Genomic DNA, 19523 nt, shown 5'->3' on the forward strand with positions numbered 1-19523 from the left:
GGCCCGGTCCTTGCATAAAAACTATGCATGCATTGCACAAATGCCCCGCCGTCCCCGCGGGTTTCGATCCCGGCCTAACAAGCGTATCATTGTTCCAAGTGTAAGGTTGCAGGATGTCCAACGTGCCCGATCCATCATTCCCGGCAAATATTCCAGCCCTCGGCCAGCCCGTCGACGAACTGGCGCTGGCCGAGATCAAGAGCGCGATCCTCGGCAAGCTCCGCCTTGCGATCGGCAAGGATGCCGGCATGGCGACCCGGCACGACTGGTACAAGGCGGCAGCGCTCGCACTGCGCGACCGCATCGTGCACCACTGGCTGACGGCGGAAAAGCAGAGCTACGATGCCGGCTCCAAGCGGGTCTATTACCTGTCACTGGAATTTCTGATCGGCCGTCTGTTCACCGATGCCTTGAATAATATGGGGCTGTTGAAGGTGTTCGAGGCAGCGCTGGGCGATCTCGGCGTCGGGCTTGAGGATTTGCGCAAATGCGAACCGGACGCAGCGCTGGGCAATGGCGGTCTCGGACGGCTCGCGGCATGCTTCATGGAGAGCATGGCGACGCTCGCGATCCCCGCGATCGGCTATGGCATCCGCTACGATTTCGGCCTGTTCCGCCAGATCATCGCGCAGGGCTGGCAGCAGGAATATCCGGACGAATGGCTGAGCTTTGGCAATCCCTGGGAATTCCAGCGGCCGGAGGTGGTCTATCACGTGCATTTCGGCGGCGGCGTCGAACATGTCGAACGCAAGGGCGGCGACCTCGCGATCTGGCATCCGGCTGAAACCGTGCAAGCGGTCGCCTTCGACACCCCGATCGTCGGCTGGCGCGGCCAGCACGTCAACGCGCTGCGGCTGTGGTCGGCGCGCTCGCCCGACCCCTTAAAACTCGACGTCTTCAACACCGGCGACTATCTCGGCGCCAGCGCCGAGGAGGCGCGCGCCGAATCGATCTGCAAATTCCTCTATCCGAATGACGAGAGCGCGGCGGGCCGCGAACTGCGGCTGCGGCAGGAATATTTCTTCGTCTCGGCCTCGCTTCAGGATTTGATCAAGCGGCATCTCTCCTCCGACGGGCAATTGCGCAATCTGGCGTCCAAGGTCGCGGTGCAGCTCAACGACACCCATCCGAGCCTCGCCGTCACCGAATTGATGCGCATCCTGGTCGATCTGCACCATTTCCGCTGGGACGAGGCGTGGAAGATCGCGGTCGCGACCCTGTCCTACACCAACCACACGCTGTTGCCGGAAGCGCTCGAGACCTGGCCGGTCGAACTGTTCCAGCGCCTGCTGCCGCGGCATCTGGAGATCATCTACCGCATCAATGTCGCGCATCTGGCGCAGGCGGAAGAGCGCTGTCCCGGCGACGTCGATTTCCGCGCCTCGGTCTCGCTGATCGACGAGAAGGCCGGCCGCCGGGTGCGGATGGGGCAATTGGCGTTCGTCGGCTCCCACAGCATCAACGGCGTCTCGGCGATGCATTCCGACCTGATGAAGGAGACCGTGTTCCACGATCTCAATCATCTCTATCCCGGCCGCATCAACAACAAGACCAACGGCATCACCTTCCGCCGCTGGCTGATGCTGGCCAACCCGAAACTGACCGACCTGCTGCGCGAGGCCTGCGGCGAAGCCGTGCTTGACGATCCCTCGCGGCTCGAACATCTCGAGGCGCTTGCCAGCGACAGCGCGTTGCAGCAGAAATTCCGCACCGTCAAGCACCACAACAAGATCGCGCTGGCGCGGCTGATCGGCGAACGCCTCAACGTCATGGTCGACCCGGGCGCGCTGTTCGATGTCCAGATCAAGCGCATCCACGAATACAAGCGGCAGCTGCTCAACATCGTCGAGACGGTGGCGCTGTATCAGGCGATGAAGGACGATCCGAAGCGCGACTGGGTGCCGCGGGTAAAAATCTTCGCCGGCAAGGCCGCGGCGAGCTATCGCTACGCCAAGCTGATCATCAAGCTCATCAACGACGTCGCCGACATCGTCAACAACGATCCCGCGATCGGCGGACGGCTGAAGGTCGCCTTCCTCGCCGACTACAATGTCAGCCTCGCGGAAGTGATCATTCCGGCCGCCGATCTCTCTGAGCAGATTTCGACCGCCGGCATGGAAGCCTCCGGCACCGGCAACATGAAGCTCGCGCTGAACGGCGCACTCACCATCGGCACGCTCGACGGCGCCAATATCGAAATCCGCGATCACGTCGGCGCGGAGAACATCGCGATCTTCGGCATGGAGGCGATGGACGTGGTGGTGCGGCGCAAGCAGGGCCTGGATGCCACCGACGTGATCCGGCGGTCGCCAAATCTTTCCCGCGCCATCAACGCGATCGGCAGCGGCGAATTCTCGCCCGGCGATCCCGGCCGGTTCGAATCGATCGCGCACGCGCTGCGCTATCTCGACCATTACATGGTGTGCGCGGATTTCGACTCCTATTACGAGGCCCAGCGCGGCATCGACGCGCGCTGGCAGGTGGTGCCGGCATGGACGCGGGCCTCGATCCTCAACGTCGCGCGGATGCCGTGGTTCTCCTCCGACCGCACCATCCGCGAATATGCGCGGGATATCTGGAACGTGCCGGTGCGCGGGACCGCACCACACGGGTTGCAGGAGACAGGCGCGCAACGCGGGGCGACCCGCTGAATCCGCACAACCATTACCTCCAGCGTCATTGAATTCGGCCTGCGCAGCCATGATATTACGCGGGTAATATAAGAACGTCATTGCGAGCCAACGGGTCGGCGCGAAGCGCCGCGATGACAGGCTCCGCGAAGCAATCCAGAATTTGCTCTGCAAGCTGGATTGCTTCGTCGCTTTCGCTCCTCGCAATGACGGGGAAATACCGATTGCGAGGACTCCAATGCTCACCAAGACTCAGCACCTGTTCGACGACGCCACTCGTGTCAGCGCCGGTGACAGCCGCTGGCAGGGGCGGACCAGCGAGGATTACTGGGCCTTTGTCGGTCCGTTCGGCGGCGCCACCGCCGCGACCATCCTGCGGGCGCTGATCGATCACCCGCAACGATCAGGCGAGCCGCTCGCGCTCACCGTCAATTTCTGCGCGCCGGTCGCACAAGGCGATTTCGATCTCGATGTTCGGCTGGTCAAGGCCAACCGCTCGACACAGCACTGGGCGGTCGAAATGACGCAAGGCGGCGGTGAGGTGGCGACGCTCGCCACCGCCGTGTTCGCCGAGCGCCGCCCGTCATGGTCGCACCAGCGGGCCGAGTTTCCGCATGCAAAACCGTTCGAACAGACGCTGCCTTATGCCAAGGTGGCGGCAACATGGGTCAAGCAATATGATTTCCGCTTCGTCGAGGGCGAGCCGGAATTGGGCGGCGCGAAAAAAGACGCGCCGGCGAGTGCATTTTCAAAGCTGTGGATCGGCGACCGTGTTCCCCGAAAGATCGACGCGCTGTCGCTGGTGGCGATATCCGACGCGTTCTTCGCCCGCATCTTTCATGCCAGGCGCGAACTGGTGCCATTTGGCACGGTATCACTGACGACCTATTTCCACGCCGACACGGATGATCTTGCGAAAGAAGATATTACGCGTGTGCTCGGCGTTGCCGACGCCAGGATTTTTCACAAGAGCTACGGCGACCAGAACGGTGAATTGTGGTCACCGAGCGGGCGCCTGCTCGCGACCACGACGCAGATTGCGTATTTCAAGGCGTGAGAAGACGCGCCCGCTTGTCGTCCCCGCGAACGCGGGGACCCATAACCACCGATGTTTGTTGTTATGGCGAGCTGGGGTCCCAGCTCGTTTCAAGATCAATATTTGGGGTTATGGGTCCCGGCTCAAGGCCGGGACGACCGTTACTCCGCCGCGAGCTTCACTTCCGGTGCCGCGGCGCGAACGTCGGCGTCGACCTGGGCTTCGAACTTGGCAAAGTTCTTCGCGAACATGGCGACCAGCGCGCGTGCGGTCGTGTCGAACTCGGCCTTGTCGGCCCAGGTTTTTATCGGATCGAGGATATGCGGCTCGACGCCGGGCAGCGAGGTCGGCACCGCGAAACCGAAATAGCGGTCGGTGCGGAAGTCGGCGTTGCGCAGCGAGCCGTTCAGCGCGGCCGTCAATAGCGCCCGCGTTACCTTGATCGGCATGCGGCGGCCGGTGCCGTATTTGCCGCCGGTCCACCCGGTGTTGACCAGCCAGCAATCGACGTCGTGTTTTGCAATCAGGTCGCGCAACAGATTGCCGTATACCGAGGGGTCGCGCGGCAAAAACGGCGAGCCGAAGCAGGTGGAAAATTCCGGCTGCGGCTCCTTGCCGAGCCCGCGCTCGGTGCCCGCGACTTTGGCCGTGTAGCCGGACAGGAAGTGATACATCGCCTGCGCCGGGGTCAATTTTGCGATCGGCGGCATCACGCCGAACGCGTCCGCGGCCAGCATCACCATATTCTTCGGATGCGGCGCGCGGCCGGTGCGCGAGGCGTTGGGGATGAAGTCGAGCGGATAGGCGGAACGGGTGTTTTCGGTCTTCGAGCCGTCGTCGAAATCGGGCTCGCGGGTATGCTGGTCGAGCACGACATTCTCCAGCACCGCGCCAAACCGTTTGCTGGCGGCATAGATCTCGGGCTCGGCCTCTTTCGACAGTTTGATGCATTTGGCGTAGCAGCCGCCCTCGAAATTGAACACGCCGTCACTGCCCCAGCCGTGCTCGTCGTCACCGATCAGGGTGCGTTTCGGATCGGCCGACAGCGTGGTCTTACCGGTGCCGGAGAGGCCGAAGAAGATCGCGGTGTCGCCGTCGGGGCCGACATTGGCCGAGCAATGCATCGGCATCACGCCCCTCTCGGGCAGATAATAATTCAGCGTGGTGAACACGCTCTTCTTCATCTCGCCGGCATAATAGGACCCGCCGATCAAGACGATCTTGCGGGCGAAATCGATCGCAACCACGTTCTCCGAGCGTACGCCGTGGCGTTTTGGGTCGGCCTTGAAACTCGGCAGGTCGATGATGGTCAGCTCCGGCACGAAACTCTTAAGCTCCGACGCCTCGGGGCGGATCAAGAGCGTGCGGATGAACAGCGAATGCCAGGCCAGTTCAGTGAAGACCCGGGTCTTGATCCTAAAACTCGGATCGGCGCCGCCATAGAGATCCTGCGCGAACAGCGTCATGCCTTCGGCATGGGTCAGAAAATCCTTGTAGAGGGTATCGAACTGCTCTGACGTGATCGACTGGTTGCCGGCCCACCACATGTTCTTGTCGGTTGTGGCATCGCGAACCGTGAACTTGTCCTTCGGGCTGCGGCCGGTGAACTCGCCGGTGTCCGCGCACAGCGCGCCATCGGCCGACAGCACGGCTTCGCCGGCGGCAAGCGAATGCTCATAGAGCTGCGGCGCGCCAAAATTCCAGTTGACGCCCTGGAGTTTTCTTAAGCCGAATTTATCGGCGCCGAAGGCACCGTTATGCACGCCCGTCTCTTGCACGGAAGACTCCTCCTCGAACCCGCGTATTTCCGGCGCGAAACGCGCCCATTGTTGCGGTGACCCACATTATAGCCTTCCGGCCATGGTCCGGCGACCTATTAGTCATGAACGCCGATCTTGCCAAGCCGATCCCGTATTAATTGGTTTATTCCGTGGCGATGATCGTTCTCTGTCCATCGCTTGCTGCAGCGCAGGTATGATCTCTAAGAAATTTACAATGGTTGCGGTGTCACGCAACAATTTGGCCGCGATCTTGCGTCCGGAGCGGACGCGTTGCGTATTGCGACGCAAAATCGATCGTTAACGCGCCGCCCCCTCGCCGATCAGGGCAAACGGGCCCCACATTGCCGGATAAGCATTTTTCGGCGACGACCTATCGTTGAGATAGGCAAGCATCGCCTGGCGCAGGGCCTCGGCGCGGCCGATTTGCGGGTCGGATTTCAGACGATCGAAGGTCGACGTCGCGAGCCTGGTCGCCGCTTCGGAATCCACCGCCCAATGCGAGACCAAAAGCGCCCTCGCGCCGGCATAAAAGAACGACCGCGCCAGGCCGGACAGCGCCTCGGCGCCGGGCTTGTCGCCGGCGATGGTGTTGCAGGCGGATAGCACAACCCAATCCGCGTTGAGTTTTAACTGCGCGACTTCGCTCGCGGTGAGTAGCCCATCGTCGAGCTCGGACGGCACTTTGGGAATGCTCAGCGCCAGCGCCGGTTCGGCGACGCCCTTGACATCGCCGGCGACCAATCCATGGGTGGCGAAATAGACGATGCCGTAATCGGCGAGCGGCGCACGCTTGACCGTGGTTTCGCTGGCGTCGCTGCCGAGATGAATGTCGGAGGCGGCAACCCCGAGGTCTTTGGCGACCGCGTTCAGTTCGTCGGCCGTATCCGGCAATGGCGGCAGCGCCTGCGCGAGCCGCGCGCGATCGACGCTCGCGCCTTGCCAGAACTCGGTATAGGCCGATGCCGTCACGCTGCGGGAAGCCTGTTTGGTCGCGCCGCGCCTGTCGCCGCTACCTTCCTGCGCTGGGTTGAACAAGGGATCGCCAAAACCGGTCATCGGTTTTGTGCTTTGATCCTTGCGCGCAAAAGCCCGCAGCGCCTTCAGACTGCCGACCGACGGCAATACCGATACGGCCTGACGCTTGAGCAGCCAGGCCGCGTCGCGATAGCCCTCGATTTTCTCCGGGATCGCGGCGGCGGGCTTCTCCGTCACCAGGAGATGGAACGGCAGCGCCGTCAGCGCCCCCGAGGGCACGACCAAAAGACTGCGTTTGTCCTTCACCAGCGTCTCCACCGGGCCGAGCAGCGCCGCATAGAGCCTGTAGGCCTGCGCAAGATCGAACAGCCCGGCCTTGCCGGACGCATCGCTCGCGCTGCCGACGTCGAGGCCGTGGCGGAACGCGGCGACCTCGCGCGAGAGCGCTTCGGCGCCGAGGGAGAGCTGCTTCCAGTCAAAGCCCTCACGCGTCAGCGCAACGACGTAGCTTTCCTTGTCGGCGACCGCAAACAGCACCAGCGCTTCGTCGCCGGACAACAGTGCCTGAATTTCCGCGTGCGTCATCGGAAGCGGATTAGACAACGCGGCGTAATCGGGGAATTCGGTAGCGAGCGTTTTCTGCAACGTCGCGCGCTCGGCGGAAACAATGCCGAGCCGTGCCCTGGCCCGCTGCTCGGAAGCAGCATCCCGCTTCGACGGCTCCTTGGAGACCGCCGCGACGATAGTCTTGTCCAGGGTCTCCGCCTCGGCGCCGAGGTCCTGGTCCCTGCGAACCAGCTCGGCGAGGTGATCGCTGCCGGCGGCGAGGCGAACCGCAAGCTTGTTCACGGCGGAAGCCGCCGATGACTGGGCGCCGCGCTGAACCACGTTGAGCGCGTCGTCGAGGGCTTTTTCCGCGGGCATCAGTTGCTTCTGTTGCGCCGCCGACAGCACGGATAGCGCTACGCGCAACTGCGCATGGCCGCTCGCGATCGCCTTTTCCACCAGCGGCAAGGCGTCGGGCGTGCGGCCCTCGGCCTGGTAGAACGACGCCAGATTGTTCAGCGACTTCCAGGTATCGGGATGGTCGGAGCCGACCGCCTTGTCGCGGATCGCGAGCGCGCGCTGATAGAGCGGCTCGGCATCGGCATAGCGGCCCTGCCTCTCGTAGAGGTCGGCCAGATTGTTCAGCGAACGCGCGACATCGGCATGATCGCGCCCGAGCACTTTTTCGCGGATCGCAAGCGACCGCCTGATCTCTTGTTCGGCTTCGGCATAGCGGCCCTGGACCTTGTGGACCTGACCCAGATTGTCCAAAAGCGTCGCGACCGCGGGATGCTCCGGCCCGGCCGCTTTCTCGTAGATCGAAAGCGCGCGCTTGAACAGCGGCTCGGAGTCGGCATGACGGTCCTGCTTCTCATAACACGTAGCCAGATTATTCAGCGACTGCCCGACATCGGGATGGCCTGACGGCAGCGATTTTTCGCGCAGCGCCAGCGCCCGCTTGAAAAAAGGCTCGGCCTCGGCATAACGGCCCTGCCGCTGGTAAAGCGCCGCCAGATTGTTCAATTCGGGCGCGATCTCCCGGGAATCGAGGCCGAACACCTTTTCCATGATGGCGATGGCCCGCTTGTTCATGGGTTCGGCTTCGGCGTCGTTGCCGACATCGCTGTAGAGCAGCGCCAGATTGTTCAAGGCGCCCGCGACGTCGCGATCGACGGGTCCATGCGCCTTCTCCATGTCCGCCAAGAGTTGCCGCGCCAGCGGGATCGCCTCGGAATATTTACCGGCCCGGCTAAGCTCCTCGATATGGGCGCCGCGCGCGGCCACGCCTTGCGCCGACGACGGCGCCGTGAGGCAAATGCTGGCGAAGAGCGCCAGCCACATTATCAATGCCAATCGATTAACGGGTTTCATGATGCGCTCGCCCTCACACTTGCCTTGTGTCGGGCGAGGTGCGGCTATTCTTTCGCCCGCGCCTCATCCGCCAGTCTGATCAACATCTTCCGCAACGCTCCCGGCCCGGTCACCCGCTCCGGAAAATCAAGCCGCAAGGTTTTGCTACCGGCCGCCAGATCGATCCCGTCGGGATCGCAGCCGGTGCAGCGCCAGTCTCCAGGGTCCGCACCGAGCAGCCTGGTCGCATAGAGGTTAGTCGCGTCGCGATGATCTGCGTTCATGTGGTCGACGGCGCCCTGCTCGGCTTCCAGCAGCGCCCCGGCATCGGAAATGTCGGTCAGGAATTTCTCCGGCTTGAGGTCAACGATCCGCCCGAAACCCGCCACCAGATGCGCGCCGGACGGCCTGATCCGAAAAAAGGCAAAATCCTTGAACTCCACAAAGGCTTCCGCGGACGGGTGGGCGTTGAGGTAGCGCCGGCGCAGGATCGCCGCGTCATCGCCGCTGGCCTCCTCTGCATGCCCCGCCAGCATGATCCGCGATCCCTCCAGCGGATCGCCCTCGGCACGCTCGTCCAGCATCAGCGAGACCCTGGGGTCGGCGAGCAGATTTTTCGTATGCAGCGCCAGGCGCGAAATCAGCAGTATCGGGGAACCGTCGGGATGGCTCGCGACATTAACCAATGAGCAATAGGGGTCGCCGGAACCCGCCATCAGCGTGGCCAGGGCCCCCTGGCGGCTTTTGCGCAACAGCGACCGGGCGAGCCGGCCAGGGTCAAAATCAGCGGTGGGCTGCATGGGTCATTTCCGTACATCTCATTGCAAAAATAGGGCTTTTCGAGGCCGTGCTGATCTTCTATACAGGCGGCGAACCCATGGTTCGTATGGGGCTTCGGGAACTCGGTCACACTTGCGCCCAGCTTGCATTGCTCGGTGACCAGGCTCAAAGCCATTTTATGCGGCGCATCGCTGGATTGCTCGCCGTTTCAGCCAACCTTAGTTTCTGAAAGCAGGCTCATGCCCACAATCGCCTTGGTCGACGACGACCGCAACATCCTCACCTCGGTCTCGATCGCGCTTGAAGCCGAAGGCTATCGCATCATGACCTACACGGATGGTGCCTCCGCGCTCGACGGCTTCCGCACCTCACCGCCGGATCTCGCGATCCTCGATATCAAGATGCCGCGTATGGACGGCATGGAGACGCTGCGGCGGCTGCGCCAAAAATCCGACCTGCCGGTGATCTTTCTCACCTCCAAGGACGAGGAGATCGACGAATTGTTCGGCCTCAAAATGGGCGCCGACGATTTCATCCGCAAGCCGTTCTCGCAGCGGCTGTTGGTCGAGCGCGTGAAAGCCGTGCTGCGCCGCGCGGCGCCGAAGGATCCGACCGCCGTTCCAAAGGAAACCGATGCCAAGGCGCTCGACCGCGGATTGCTGCGGATGGATCCGGAGCGCCACACCTGCACCTGGAAGAACGAGCCGGTGACGTTGACGGTGACCGAGTTTCTGATCCTGCAGGCGCTGGCGACGCGCCCGGGCGTGGTGAAAAGCCGCAATGCATTGATGGATGCCGCCTATGACGATCAGGTCTATGTCGACGACCGCACCATCGACAGCCACATCAAGCGGCTGCGCAAGAAATTCAAGGTGGTGGACGACGATTTCGAGATGATCGAAACCCTGTACGGCGTGGGCTACCGTTTCAAGGAAACCTGATAGCTAAGGAAACTTGATTTGCCCGGCATTGACAGGCCGCATTGTTAACTGACGCCGCGGCCGGTCTGGGATAGGATGACAAGGCGCGGGGGCGCGCCTCCCCAAGATGCAATCGAAACAACCGGCAGTTTTGGCCATTGCTTGATCGAACGCAGCCTGATCCAAGCCTGAATACCGAGGGCGCCTCACAAGCCCTGGTTCTGGACAACTATGCCGTCGAAAGCCCACAGGTCGCGGGCTGGCGGCCGCTCGGCTGGCTGAGCCGCGCCGGACAATTCTTTTTCGCGCTCAGCTTCTCGAGCCTCACCCGCCGCATCGTTTCCTTGAACCTCGCCGGCCTGGTCGCGCTGGTGGCGAGCGTGCTCTATCTCTCGCAATTCCGCGCCGGCCTGATCGACGCGCGGGCGCAGAGCCTTCTGGTGCAGGGCGAGATCATCGCCGGCGCCATCGCGGCGTCGGCTACCGTCCAGACCAATACCATCACCATCGATCCCGACCGCTTGCTCGACCTCAAGCCCGGCGAGACTTATGGCGCGCCGGATGAATATTCCGGGCTCGATTTCCCGATCAATCCGGAGCGCGTCGCACCGGTGTTGCGTACCCTTATCTCGCCGACCAAGACCCGCGCCCGCATCTACGATCCCAACGGCGGATTGATCCTCGACAGCCGCAATCTGGAAAACGTGCTGCGCTTCGAATTGCCGCCGCCCTCGGCGCAGAAGCCGGGGATTGCCGAGCGCGCGATGATCGCGGTCCGCACCTGGCTCAACCGCGGCGACCTGCCGCTCTATCGCGAACTCGGACCCGAGAACGGCAACGGCTATGAGGAAGTCGCGGACTCGCTGAAAGGCCAGAAGCGCAGCATGGTCCGCGTCAACTCCCGTGGCGAGGTGATCGTCTCGGTCGCAGTCCCGGTGCAGCGCGGGCGTGCCATCCATGGTGCCTTGATGCTCTCGACCCAGGGCGACGACATCGACCATATGGTCACCGTCGAGCGGCTGGCGATCTTGAAAGTCGGCGGCGTCGCTTCGGCGGTCATGATCGTGCTGTCGCTGCTGCTGGCGAGCACCATCGCAGGTCCGGTGCGCAGGCTCGCCGACAGCGCCGAGCGCGTCCGCCGCCGCATCAAGACCCGCGTCGAAATTCCGGATTTCACCCGCCGCCGCGACGAGATCGGCCATCTCTCCGGCGCGCTGCGCGACATGACGGATGCGCTCTATAACCGCATCGAGGCGATCGAAACATTCGCCGCCGACGTCGCCCATGAACTAAAGAACCCGCTGACCTCGCTGCGTTCCGCGGTCGAGACGCTGCCGCTGGCGCGCAACGAGAATAGCCGCGCGCGGCTGCTCGAGGTGATCGAGCACGACGTCAAACGGCTCGACCGGCTGATCTCGGACATTTCCGACGCCAGCCGGCTCGACGCCGAACTGCAGCGGCAGGATGTGATGCCGGTCGATCTGCGCCGCCTGCTGAACACCCTGACCACGGTCGCCAACGAGACAAGGCTCGGCCACGACATTGCCGTCGAAGTCCGCTTCGAAGGTCGCAGCCTCAACGACACCTTCTCGGTGCCGGGCCATGATTCGCGGCTCGGACAGGTGATCTCCAACCTGCTGGTCAACGCCCAGTCCTTCTCCGATGCCGGCGGCAATGTGCGCATCATCTGCCGCCGCGTCCGCTCGGAAATCGAAATCATCATCGATGATGACGGGCCGGGGATTCGCGAGGATGCGCTGGAGAAAATCTTCGAGCGCTTCTACACCGACCGGCCGCATCAGGGCTTTGGGCAGAATTCCGGATTGGGGCTGTCAATCTCGAAGCAGATCATCGAGGCACATGGCGGGCGGATCTGGGCGGAGAACCGCGCAGGTCCGCTGAATGCCGACGGCGAGCCCACGGTCGCGGGCGCGCGCTTTGTGGTCAGGCTGCCCTCCCCATGAATGCCGGCGCTGCCAGCGTCCATGCCTCAGCGGTGAAGGTTGGAAATCGTGCGGTGCTGATCCGCGGGCCGTCGGGCGCCGGCAAGTCGCGTCTCGCCTTCGACCTCATCCTCGCCGGCCGCGCCGGACAGGTTCCGGAGGCCGTGCTGGTCGGCGATGACCGTGTCCATCTCGACACAGCTGACGGAAAACTTGTGGTCAGCCCGGCTCCCGAATTGGCCGGACTGATCGAGATCAGAGGGCTCGGCATCCATCGTTGCGCCTTTATTGATGAGGCGATTGTGGACTTGGTGGTCGATCTTCAGGCAGCCGACGCCGAGCGCATGCCGCCTCGGGACGCGCTGCTCACCCGCATTTCCGGTGTTATAGTACCTCGAATCCCCGTCGGGACGGGCTATTCGGCCCTTCCGCTGGTCGTGGCGGCCCTGACAATGACCGCAATTTCATCTTCCGCCCAACCCGCGGGCGATTGCCCGAAGGGAATTGGTAACCATATCAGCCCCACTATCGCCACAGAATAAACCGGCGCAGGCTCCCCTCTCTACCGCCAAATTTCCGGGAGAATCGCGAAGGTCCCCTCTTGCGCAGGGGCTCTGGATGGTCAAAGTGGCGCGTTCGTGCGGTGCACCAAAAAGCACCCGCGAGGAGTTTCCGATGATTGGTCTAGTACTTGTGACCCATGGGCGCCTGGCCGACGAGTTCAAGGCGGCGCTCGAACATGTCATGGGCCCGCAAAAGCAAATCGAAGCTGTGACGATCGGAGCCGAGGACGACTCCGATCTGTGTCGCAGCGACATCATTGAAGCGGTCAACCGCGTCGATAGTGGCGATGGCGTCGCCATCTTGACCGACATGTTCGGCGGCACGCCTTCCAATCTCGCGATCTCCTGCATGAGCCGTCCGAAGGTGGAAGTGCTCGCCGGAATCAATCTCCCCATGCTGGTCAAACTGGCAAAAGTTCGTGAAGAGCGCTCGCTGCCCGACGCGATCGCGATGGCCCAGGAAGCCGGCCGCAAATACGTCACCATTGCAAGCCGAGTTCTCGCCGGCAAATGAGCGACGACGCCCCGTCGCCTGAGAACGAGGCCGGGCCGAGTGTCCCAACGGGCGCTGTTTCTCGCGAACTCCCGATCATCAACAAGCGCGGCCTGCATGCGCGCGCCTCCGCAAAATTCGTGCAGATGGTCGAGCGCTTCAATGCGGAAGTCTGGGTGACCAAAGGCAGCGAAACCGTCGGCGGCACGTCGATCATGGGATTGATGATGCTCTCGGCCGGACCCGGCACCTCGATCACCGTCTCCGCCATCGGCCCCGACGCGCAAGCCGCCATCGACGCGATCACCGAACTGGTCGGCAGCAAGTTCAACGAAGAGAACACGTGAGGCTTAGAGATTGGAGCGTTGTGTCGCCGCGGCGATAGTGCGCTCCCTCGCCCCGCTCTTCGCGGGGAGAGGGTTGGGGTGAGGGGCTGTCGCCGCGTCAAGATAGAGGATTGTGGCAAGCCTCGTGCCCTGCCCCTCACCCGAAATTCGCTATCGCGAATTTCGACCTCTCCCCGCAAAAGAGCGGGGCGAGGTTAAGAAAAAGCCCGGCACGCGGGGCGAGGTAAGGAAGCGCCGCATCCCCTACTTCGCCGGTGGCACAATATAAACTTTCCAGCCAATCGCGGGACCCGGACGCCCCTTGAAGAAACGCTGCGTCGTGATCGCAAGCTGCTCGGCATCTTTGCCGTTCTCCTTCATCCAGGCCTCGCAGACCGGCAGCCGCCCGTCGGTTGTGTCGCAGATGCCGATAAAACCCAGCCGTTTTGCTTCCTCGAGCGAGGTCAGGCCCGACGACCAAAGTTCTCCCGGCGTGAACGGCGCCGGATGATCGGGACTGTAAAACGTCATCGGCTCGCCCATTTCCGTGGTGCCGGCAACCACCGTCCATCGCGAATGAAAGCGGCTATGCCAGGCTTCGGTCAATTCGCGGGCTAGCTGCGAGCGCGCGCCATAGGTCGCGGCGCCGTTCGGATTGACCGCCAACTCTTCCACCGCGATGGTGGGTGAAGCCGCAAGCGTTGCGAGCGAGACGACGAGCCAGATCGCGGCGATACGAAACAGCGCAATTTTCTGAACCCGCAGCGACGGGATCGCGACCAGCGCCAAAGGCGTCAGGAAGAACAGCGAAATTCCCCAATCGGTCTTCATATAGACCGTGAATATCAGGCCGCCGAGCGGCGGCCCGATCGCGACAATCGACTGGATGATCCAGACGTTGAGTGCCTGCGAGAAATTGACGCTCTGATTGGCGCCGCGTGACCAGGCATGCGCGCACAACGCAGAGGGTTGCCGCACGAGTTTCAGCCACCATCGCGGCGTCCATGCCAGCGCAATCGCCGCCAGCGCCACGGGCAGAGCGAGCAGCGCCAGATTGTGGCCGATATAGCCGAGCACGAGTTGAAAGCTCTGCGCGCGGCTCGACAGGCCGTAGACGTCGCCGGCATAGGTCAGCGGCACGAAGTCGACGCTCCTGAGCCACACCAGATGCGGGATCATCGCAATGACGAGCGTCACAATCGCGACCCAGGGCGCCGGCGAGCGCAGGAATTTCAAGCGCTCGGGATGGATCAGCGCCGCAAGGCCAATGGCGCCGATCATGGTCAGCACCCAGTATTTCGTCATCAGCGCCAGCGCGCCGGCGAGGCCGAGCCACAGGCCGGCGCGGACGCTGCGTTTTTCAAACGCGTTCAGATAGGCCAGCACCACGAGCGGCAGCGTGACGAGCTGCAGCAGATCCGGATTGTATTTGAATCCCTTGAAATTGAAGATCGGGTAGAGTGCGAGCATCACCACGACAAAGAACGCGCGGCGGTAATCGACCACGCGCAGCGCAATCAGCCACGAGATCACAAGGCCGCAGCCGAGCGTCGCCATCGCCAATGCGTAAGTGGCCCAGTCGGCAACCGGAAACAGCTTGAACCAGAGGCCGGCGACCCAGCCCGCCAACGGCGGATGTTTGCCGTAGCCGAACTGGAACTTCTGGCCCCAGGCAAAGGCCTCCGCGACGTCCATATGGACGTCCTGCGCGGCTTTCAGATTGATCAAAATCAGGGTCCAGAGCACCGCATGGGCTGTGGCAAAGCCGATCACGAGCCACAGGCTCGCTTTGGGATCGCAGGCCGCGGCCGCAAGCCACGCCGCGAGCCGCCGGATGGTTGGCCTGCGGCGTCCCCGCGCGGCCGCGGGCAAAAATGAAGCAGTCGACATGGGCCTCTGCGTAGCGCGTTTTCGGCGCAAGTGGAATCAGCTTGGCGTGAAGAAGCGCCGTTAAAACGGCGCAATATGGTTGCCGCCCCGGGGCGCGAGTGCTATCTCGCGGCCATGACATCCATCCCTATTTCCAACATCCGCAACTTCGCCATTGTTGCGCATATCGACCATGGCAAATCGACGCTGGCCGACCGTCTGATCCAGACCACCGGCGGCCTGCAGGCGCGCGAGATGAAGGAACAGGTGCTCGATTCCATGGATATCGAGCGCGAGCGCGGCATCACCATCAAGGCGCAGACGGTGCGGCTGACCTACCCGGCCAAGGACGGCCAGACCTATACCCTCAACCTGATCGACACGCCCGGCCATGTCGACTTCGCCTATGAGGTTTCCCGCTCGCTCGCCGCCTGCGAGGGCTCGCTGCTCGTGGTCGATGCCAGCCAGGGCGTCGAGGCGCAGACGCTTGCCAACGTCTATCATGCGCTCGACGCCGGCCACGAGATCGTGCCGGTCTTGAACAAGATCGACCTGCCGGCCGCCGAACCGGACCAGGTCAAGCGGCAGATCGAGGATGTGATCGGCATTGACGCGTCGGACGCGGTGATGATCTCGGCCAAAACCGGCCTCGGCATCGACGACGTGCTGGAAGCGATCGTGCACCGCCTGCCGGCGCCGAAGGGCGACCGCGAAGCGTCGCTGAAGGCGCTGCTGGTGGATAGCTGGTACGACGTCTATCTCGGCGTCGTGGTGCTGGTACGCATCGTCGACGGCACGCTGAAAAAAGGCCAGCGCATCCGGATGATGGGCACCAACGCGGCCTACGACGTCGAGCGCGTCGGCTTCTTCACCCCAAAGATGCAGCAGAGCGAGGAGCTCGGCCCCGGCGAGATCGGTTTTATCACCGCCGCCATCAAGGAGGTCGCCGATACGCGAGTGGGCGATACCATCACCGACGACCGCAAGCCGGTCACCGACATGCTGCCCGGCTTCAAGCCGGCGATCCCGGTGGTGTTCTGCGGCCTGTTCCCGGTCGATGCCGACGATTTTGAAACCTTGCGCGCGGCAATGGGGAAATTGCGCCTCAACGACGCGAGTTTCTCGTTCGAAATGGAAACCTCGGCTGCATTGGGCTTCGGTTTCCGCTGCGGTTTTCTGGGGCTGCTGCATCTGGAAATCATCCAGGAACGGCTGCAGCGCGAATTCGATCTTAATTTGATCGCGACCGCGCCGTCGGTGATCTACAAGATGCGCCTGACCGACGGCCAGGTGATCGAGATCCACAATCCGATCGACATGCCCGACGTCGTCAAGATCGCCGAGATCGAGGAGCCCTGGATCGAGGCCACCATTCTCACTCCCGACGAATATCTCGGCAGCGTGTTAAAACTTTGCCAGGACCGGCGCGGCTCGCAGAAGGAGCTGACTTATGTCGGCAACCGCGCGATGGTGAAATACGAGCTGCCGCTCAACGAGGTGGTGTTCGATTTCTACGATCGCCTGAAATCCGTGTCAAAAGGCTATGCCTCGTTCGACTATCATCTCACCGACTACAAGCCGGCCGACCTCGTCAAGATGCAGATCCTGGTCAACAACGAGCCGGTCGACGCGCTGTCGATGCTGGTGCACCGCCAGCGTGCCGAGGGCCGCGGCCGCGCCATGGTCGAGAAGATGAAGGAACTGATCCCGCCGCACATGTTCCAGATTCCGATCCAGGCCGCGATCGGCGGCAAGGTGATCGCGCGGGAAACCGTCCGCGCGCTGCGCAAGGACGTCACCGCAAAATGCTACGGCGGCGACATCACCCGCAAACGCAAGCTTCTGGAGAAGCAGAAGGAAGGCAAGAAGAAGATGCGGCAGTTCGGCAAGGTCGACATCCCGCAGGAGGCTTTTATTGCCGCGCTGAAGGTGGATAGCTGAGGCTGGCTCGTCTTCAATCTTTTGTGCTGATTGAACCTAAGGGAGTGCCGACGGCACTATCCAGAATATGGATCACTCCCCCTCCCTCAAGCGGCACCAAGGAAAATCGTCATGCGGAAAAGAAACTGGCGGCTGATCATCGCGGGCGCCGTGCTGCTGGGTTTTGCCGGCCTGTTCTTCCTGGCCATGCTGGGGATGGTACCAAAGTCGAACGATCCAGCCGCGCTGATGAGCACGGTCGGCCAAGTCTCCGGCGCCGTCGTCGGGATCAGCATTGTCCTGATCGTCTTTGGCCTGATCGGCAAGAAGGTGCCGACCGGCTAGTACCCGGCGGCCGGCAGATCTCGCAAATCCAAATGATTGGATTTCCGAGCGTAACATGTTACGCTCGCGCCATGGCCACCACCCCGAAAAAGTCAAAACCCCGAACCCCGAAGCAGCGCATGGCGTCGCGTCGCGAGCGGCTGCGCGCGCAAGGGCTGCGGCCGGTACAGCATTGGGTGCCCGATCTGCGCAATCCCAAGGTGCTCGCGGAAATCCGCCGTGAGATAAGGCTGATGGCGCAGCACCCGGAAAATGACGCGATTGACGATTGGCTTGACGCTATCCGCGATCCGAAAGACTGGTCTTGAAGCGCGGAGATGTCGTTCTGGTCGTCCTTCAGGGCGAATTAGGTAAGCCGCGTCCTGGCGTTCTTGTTCAATCCGACGAACTTGGCGCGTTGTCTTCCCTGATTGTCTGCCCAATGTCGTCCTACATCGATGCGGCCAATCGGATGCGGCCGATCGTTGCTCCAACCGTACAGAACGGTTTGCTCGTTCGCACGCAGATCATGACCGACAAGCTTAATACGCTTCGCCGCGATCGGATCAGGCGAATTATAGGGGCGCTCGATTCGGACGCCTGCGAAAGGCTGAATAGCGCGCTCCTTCTGGTCCTCGGCTTGACGCGGTGACGTATGCACCCCGCCCCTGCGCTTCTGCCATCCCCTCCCCCATCTTGATCCGCCGCCGCGGATAGATCACCATTGCGGCTTCGCCACTCAAAAGACCCACAACGGGCAGAGGAAAAGCATGAACAAGCTTCCCGGTTTCGGACTGATCGAGCGCGCGAAGGCGCTGGCGCCGCTGATTGCGCAGGAGGCCGACGAGATCGAGCGGACCAGGCGGCTGACCCCGCCGGTGGTTGCCGCCCTGATCGAGAACGGGCTTTACCGGGCGCTTTTGCCGCAAAGCATCGGCGGCGCCGAAGCGCCACCCGAGATATTCATGCAGATGCTCGAAGAAGTGGCAAAAGCCGACGCTTCCACGGCTTGGTGCCTCGGCCAATGTTCGGTCTGCGCCATGACGGCGGCCTATCTTGATCAAGACGTGGCGCGCGAAATTTTCGGTGCCCCCGACGGCATCCTCGCCTGGGGCGCGATCGCCCACGAGGTGCATGTCGTTCCCGGCGGTTTTCGCATTACCGCGCGCTGGGATTTTGCTAGCGGTTCGCGGCAGGCCAACTGGCTCGGCGCTCACGTCCAGGTCGTCGAGGCCGACGGCACCAAGCGGTTAAAGCAAAATGGCACGCCGGAAATCCGCACCATCGTGTTTCCCGCAACCAGCGCCACGATGTACGATGTCTGGGACGTCATCGGGCTGAGCGGCACCGGAACCGATTCCTATTCGGTCGAAAATCTGTTCATCCCCGAAAAATTTACCGCGCTGCGCGACGATTTCACGGCGCTGCGCGAAAAAGGCCCGCTCTACGGGATCACCACCTACACCATGTTCGGACTGGGTTTTGCGGCGATCTCGCTCGGCGTCGCCCGCGCCACGCTGGATGCGGCCATCGAGCTGGCGCGCGGCAAGGCGTCGGTCGGGCTGAAGGCGATGCGCGAGAACAACGCCGTTCAGGGTTTGATCGGCCGCACCGAAGGCAATTTGCGCGCCGCCCGCGCCTATCTCTATGCGACAGCCACTGAGGCCTGGCGCGATCTCAACCACACCGGAAAATTGACGGAGGACCACCGGACCGCGCTTCGCCTCGCCTCGACCTGGACCATCCATCAATCGTCCCAGGTGGTGGATGCCGCCTATCACATGGCCGGCGCCACCGCCGTGTTCAGGGCCAACAAGTTCGAGCGGAGATTCCGCGACATGCACGCCATCGGCCAGCAGATCCAGGCCCGCGACACCCATTACGAGGATGTCGGCAAGGTGATCCTGACCGCCGCTGTCCTGCCGCGCGGACCGACCACTTAAGACCCCGTGGAAGCCGGCAGCTGTTCGAAAGCGTCAAGACCTTCCTGGCCTGCGTGACGCCGCATAGCCGTATGCGATTCTGCGGGCCTGAATTTACCCGGTTGTTAAGCAGTTTCTGGGACCT

16 protein-coding genes are annotated in these 19523 nt (G+C 62.7%); 12 read left to right on the forward strand and 4 right to left on the reverse strand.

Translation table 11 applies throughout. The features are described from left to right. The first annotated feature begins 122 nt into the window (after window positions 1-122). Window positions 123-2651: a glycogen/starch/alpha-glucan phosphorylase gene (locus tag B5526_RS15900; protein ID WP_079545028.1), complete on the forward strand. Its 2529-nt coding sequence runs from the start codon at window positions 123-125 to the stop codon at window positions 2649-2651. Window positions 2652-2868: 217 nt separating this feature from the next. Beyond that, on the forward strand, window positions 2869-3687 hold the full coding sequence (locus B5526_RS15905) for an acyl-CoA thioesterase (RefSeq protein ID WP_079539373.1): 819 nt from the start codon (window positions 2869-2871) through the stop codon (window positions 3685-3687). A gap of 140 nt (window positions 3688-3827) precedes the next feature. Here B5526_RS15905 and B5526_RS15910 read toward each other — a convergent pair whose 3' ends face one another. The 3 genes from B5526_RS15910 to B5526_RS15920 form a co-directional block, all read right to left on the reverse strand. Continuing rightward, window positions 3828-5444 carry a phosphoenolpyruvate carboxykinase gene (locus B5526_RS15910; RefSeq protein ID WP_079539375.1) on the reverse strand — a complete coding sequence of 539 codons (1617 nt, stop codon included), beginning with the start codon at window positions 5442-5444 and terminating at the stop codon, window positions 3828-3830. A 300-nt stretch (window positions 5445-5744) separates the two neighbouring features. Then, the gene (locus B5526_RS15915; RefSeq protein WP_079539376.1) at window positions 5745-8339 is read right to left on the reverse strand and encodes a CHAT domain-containing tetratricopeptide repeat protein; all 2595 of its coding nucleotides are present in this window, start codon (window positions 8337-8339) and stop codon (window positions 5745-5747) included. 44 nt (window positions 8340-8383) lie between these two features. After that, window positions 8384-9118, reverse strand: coding sequence for a HugZ family protein (locus B5526_RS15920; protein ID WP_079539378.1), 735 nt, complete (start codon window positions 9116-9118; stop codon window positions 8384-8386). Between the two features lie 219 nt (window positions 9119-9337). Between B5526_RS15920 and B5526_RS15925 the strand changes: the two genes are divergently transcribed. From B5526_RS15925 to B5526_RS15945, 5 genes are all read left to right on the forward strand, one after another. Then, window positions 9338-10039: a response regulator transcription factor gene (locus B5526_RS15925; RefSeq protein ID WP_029587720.1), complete on the forward strand. Its 702-nt coding sequence runs from the start codon at window positions 9338-9340 to the stop codon at window positions 10037-10039. Between the two features lie 137 nt (window positions 10040-10176). Continuing rightward, on the forward strand, window positions 10177-11982 hold the full coding sequence (locus B5526_RS15930; RefSeq protein WP_079539380.1) for a sensor histidine kinase: 1806 nt from the start codon (window positions 10177-10179) through the stop codon (window positions 11980-11982). After that, the gene (locus B5526_RS15935) at window positions 11979-12503 is read left to right on the forward strand and encodes an HPr kinase/phosphorylase (RefSeq protein ID WP_079539382.1); all 525 of its coding nucleotides are present in this window, start codon (window positions 11979-11981) and stop codon (window positions 12501-12503) included. The genes B5526_RS15930 and B5526_RS15935 overlap by 4 nt, the downstream gene beginning before the upstream one ends. 133 nt (window positions 12504-12636) lie before the next feature. Next, window positions 12637-13038, forward strand: a complete 402-nt coding sequence (locus tag B5526_RS15940; protein WP_024509305.1) for a PTS sugar transporter subunit IIA — start codon at window positions 12637-12639, stop codon at window positions 13036-13038. Beyond that, window positions 13035-13364, forward strand: a complete 330-nt coding sequence (locus tag B5526_RS15945; protein ID WP_079539383.1) for an HPr family phosphocarrier protein — start codon at window positions 13035-13037, stop codon at window positions 13362-13364. The genes B5526_RS15940 and B5526_RS15945 overlap by 4 nt, the downstream gene beginning before the upstream one ends. A gap of 243 nt (window positions 13365-13607) precedes the next feature. Here the strand turns inward: B5526_RS15945 and B5526_RS15950 are convergent, their stop codons facing one another. Further along, window positions 13608-15233, reverse strand: a complete 1626-nt coding sequence (locus B5526_RS15950; RefSeq protein WP_079539385.1) for a glycosyltransferase family 39 protein — start codon at window positions 15231-15233, stop codon at window positions 13608-13610. A gap of 114 nt (window positions 15234-15347) precedes the next feature. Here B5526_RS15950 and lepA point away from each other — a divergent pair, with 114 nt between their 5' ends. From lepA to B5526_RS15975, 5 genes are all read left to right on the forward strand, one after another. Next, window positions 15348-17153: a translation elongation factor 4 gene (gene lepA, locus B5526_RS15955; RefSeq protein ID WP_079545029.1), complete on the forward strand. Its 1806-nt coding sequence runs from the start codon at window positions 15348-15350 to the stop codon at window positions 17151-17153. A gap of 111 nt (window positions 17154-17264) precedes the next feature. Then, window positions 17265-17477 (forward strand): hypothetical protein, encoded by a 213-nt coding sequence (locus tag B5526_RS15960; protein WP_079539387.1) that lies wholly within the window; start codon window positions 17265-17267, stop codon window positions 17475-17477. Window positions 17478-17596: 119 nt separating this feature from the next. Then, entirely contained in the window at window positions 17597-17785 is a 189-nt protein-coding gene (locus B5526_RS15965; RefSeq protein ID WP_244562306.1) for an antitoxin MazE family protein, read from the forward strand. Next, window positions 17782-18108: a type II toxin-antitoxin system PemK/MazF family toxin gene (locus tag B5526_RS15970; protein ID WP_079539391.1), complete on the forward strand. Its 327-nt coding sequence runs from the start codon at window positions 17782-17784 to the stop codon at window positions 18106-18108. Before B5526_RS15965 ends, B5526_RS15970 begins: the two co-directional genes overlap by 4 nt. A gap of 118 nt (window positions 18109-18226) precedes the next feature. Further along, entirely contained in the window at window positions 18227-19399 is a 1173-nt protein-coding gene (locus B5526_RS15975; protein ID WP_079539393.1) for an acyl-CoA dehydrogenase family protein, read from the forward strand. Window positions 19400-19523: the final 124 nt, after the last annotated feature.

Source organism: Bradyrhizobium lablabi, from assembly GCF_900141755.1.
GTDB lineage: Bacteria > Pseudomonadota > Alphaproteobacteria > Rhizobiales > Xanthobacteraceae > Bradyrhizobium > Bradyrhizobium lablabi_A.

Bases quoted from the DNA above. Each gene is read 5' to 3' on its own strand.
- B5526_RS15960 (WP_079539387.1), top strand. From the start codon at position 17,265: ATGCGGAAAAGAAACTGGCGGCTGATCATCGCGGGCGCCGTGCTGCTG.
- B5526_RS15915 (WP_079539376.1), bottom strand. From the start codon at position 8,339: ATGAAACCCGTTAATCGATTGGCATTGATAATGTGGCTGGCGCTCTTC.
- B5526_RS15905 (WP_079539373.1), top strand. From the start codon at position 2,869: ATGCTCACCAAGACTCAGCACCTGTTCGACGACGCCACTCGTGTCAGC.
- B5526_RS15925 (WP_029587720.1), top strand. From the start codon at position 9,338: ATGCCCACAATCGCCTTGGTCGACGACGACCGCAACATCCTCACCTCG.
- B5526_RS15945 (WP_079539383.1), top strand. From the start codon at position 13,035: ATGAGCGACGACGCCCCGTCGCCTGAGAACGAGGCCGGGCCGAGTGTC.
- B5526_RS15975 (WP_079539393.1), top strand. From the start codon at position 18,227: ATGAACAAGCTTCCCGGTTTCGGACTGATCGAGCGCGCGAAGGCGCTG.
- lepA (WP_079545029.1), top strand. From the start codon at position 15,348: ATGACATCCATCCCTATTTCCAACATCCGCAACTTCGCCATTGTTGCG.
- B5526_RS15935 (WP_079539382.1), top strand. From the start codon at position 11,979: ATGAATGCCGGCGCTGCCAGCGTCCATGCCTCAGCGGTGAAGGTTGGA.
- B5526_RS15940 (WP_024509305.1), top strand. From the start codon at position 12,637: ATGATTGGTCTAGTACTTGTGACCCATGGGCGCCTGGCCGACGAGTTC.
- B5526_RS15965 (WP_244562306.1), top strand. From the start codon at position 17,597: ATGGCGTCGCGTCGCGAGCGGCTGCGCGCGCAAGGGCTGCGGCCGGTA.
- B5526_RS15950 (WP_079539385.1), bottom strand. From the start codon at position 15,233: ATGTCGACTGCTTCATTTTTGCCCGCGGCCGCGCGGGGACGCCGCAGG.
- B5526_RS15920 (WP_079539378.1), bottom strand. From the start codon at position 9,118: ATGCAGCCCACCGCTGATTTTGACCCTGGCCGGCTCGCCCGGTCGCTG.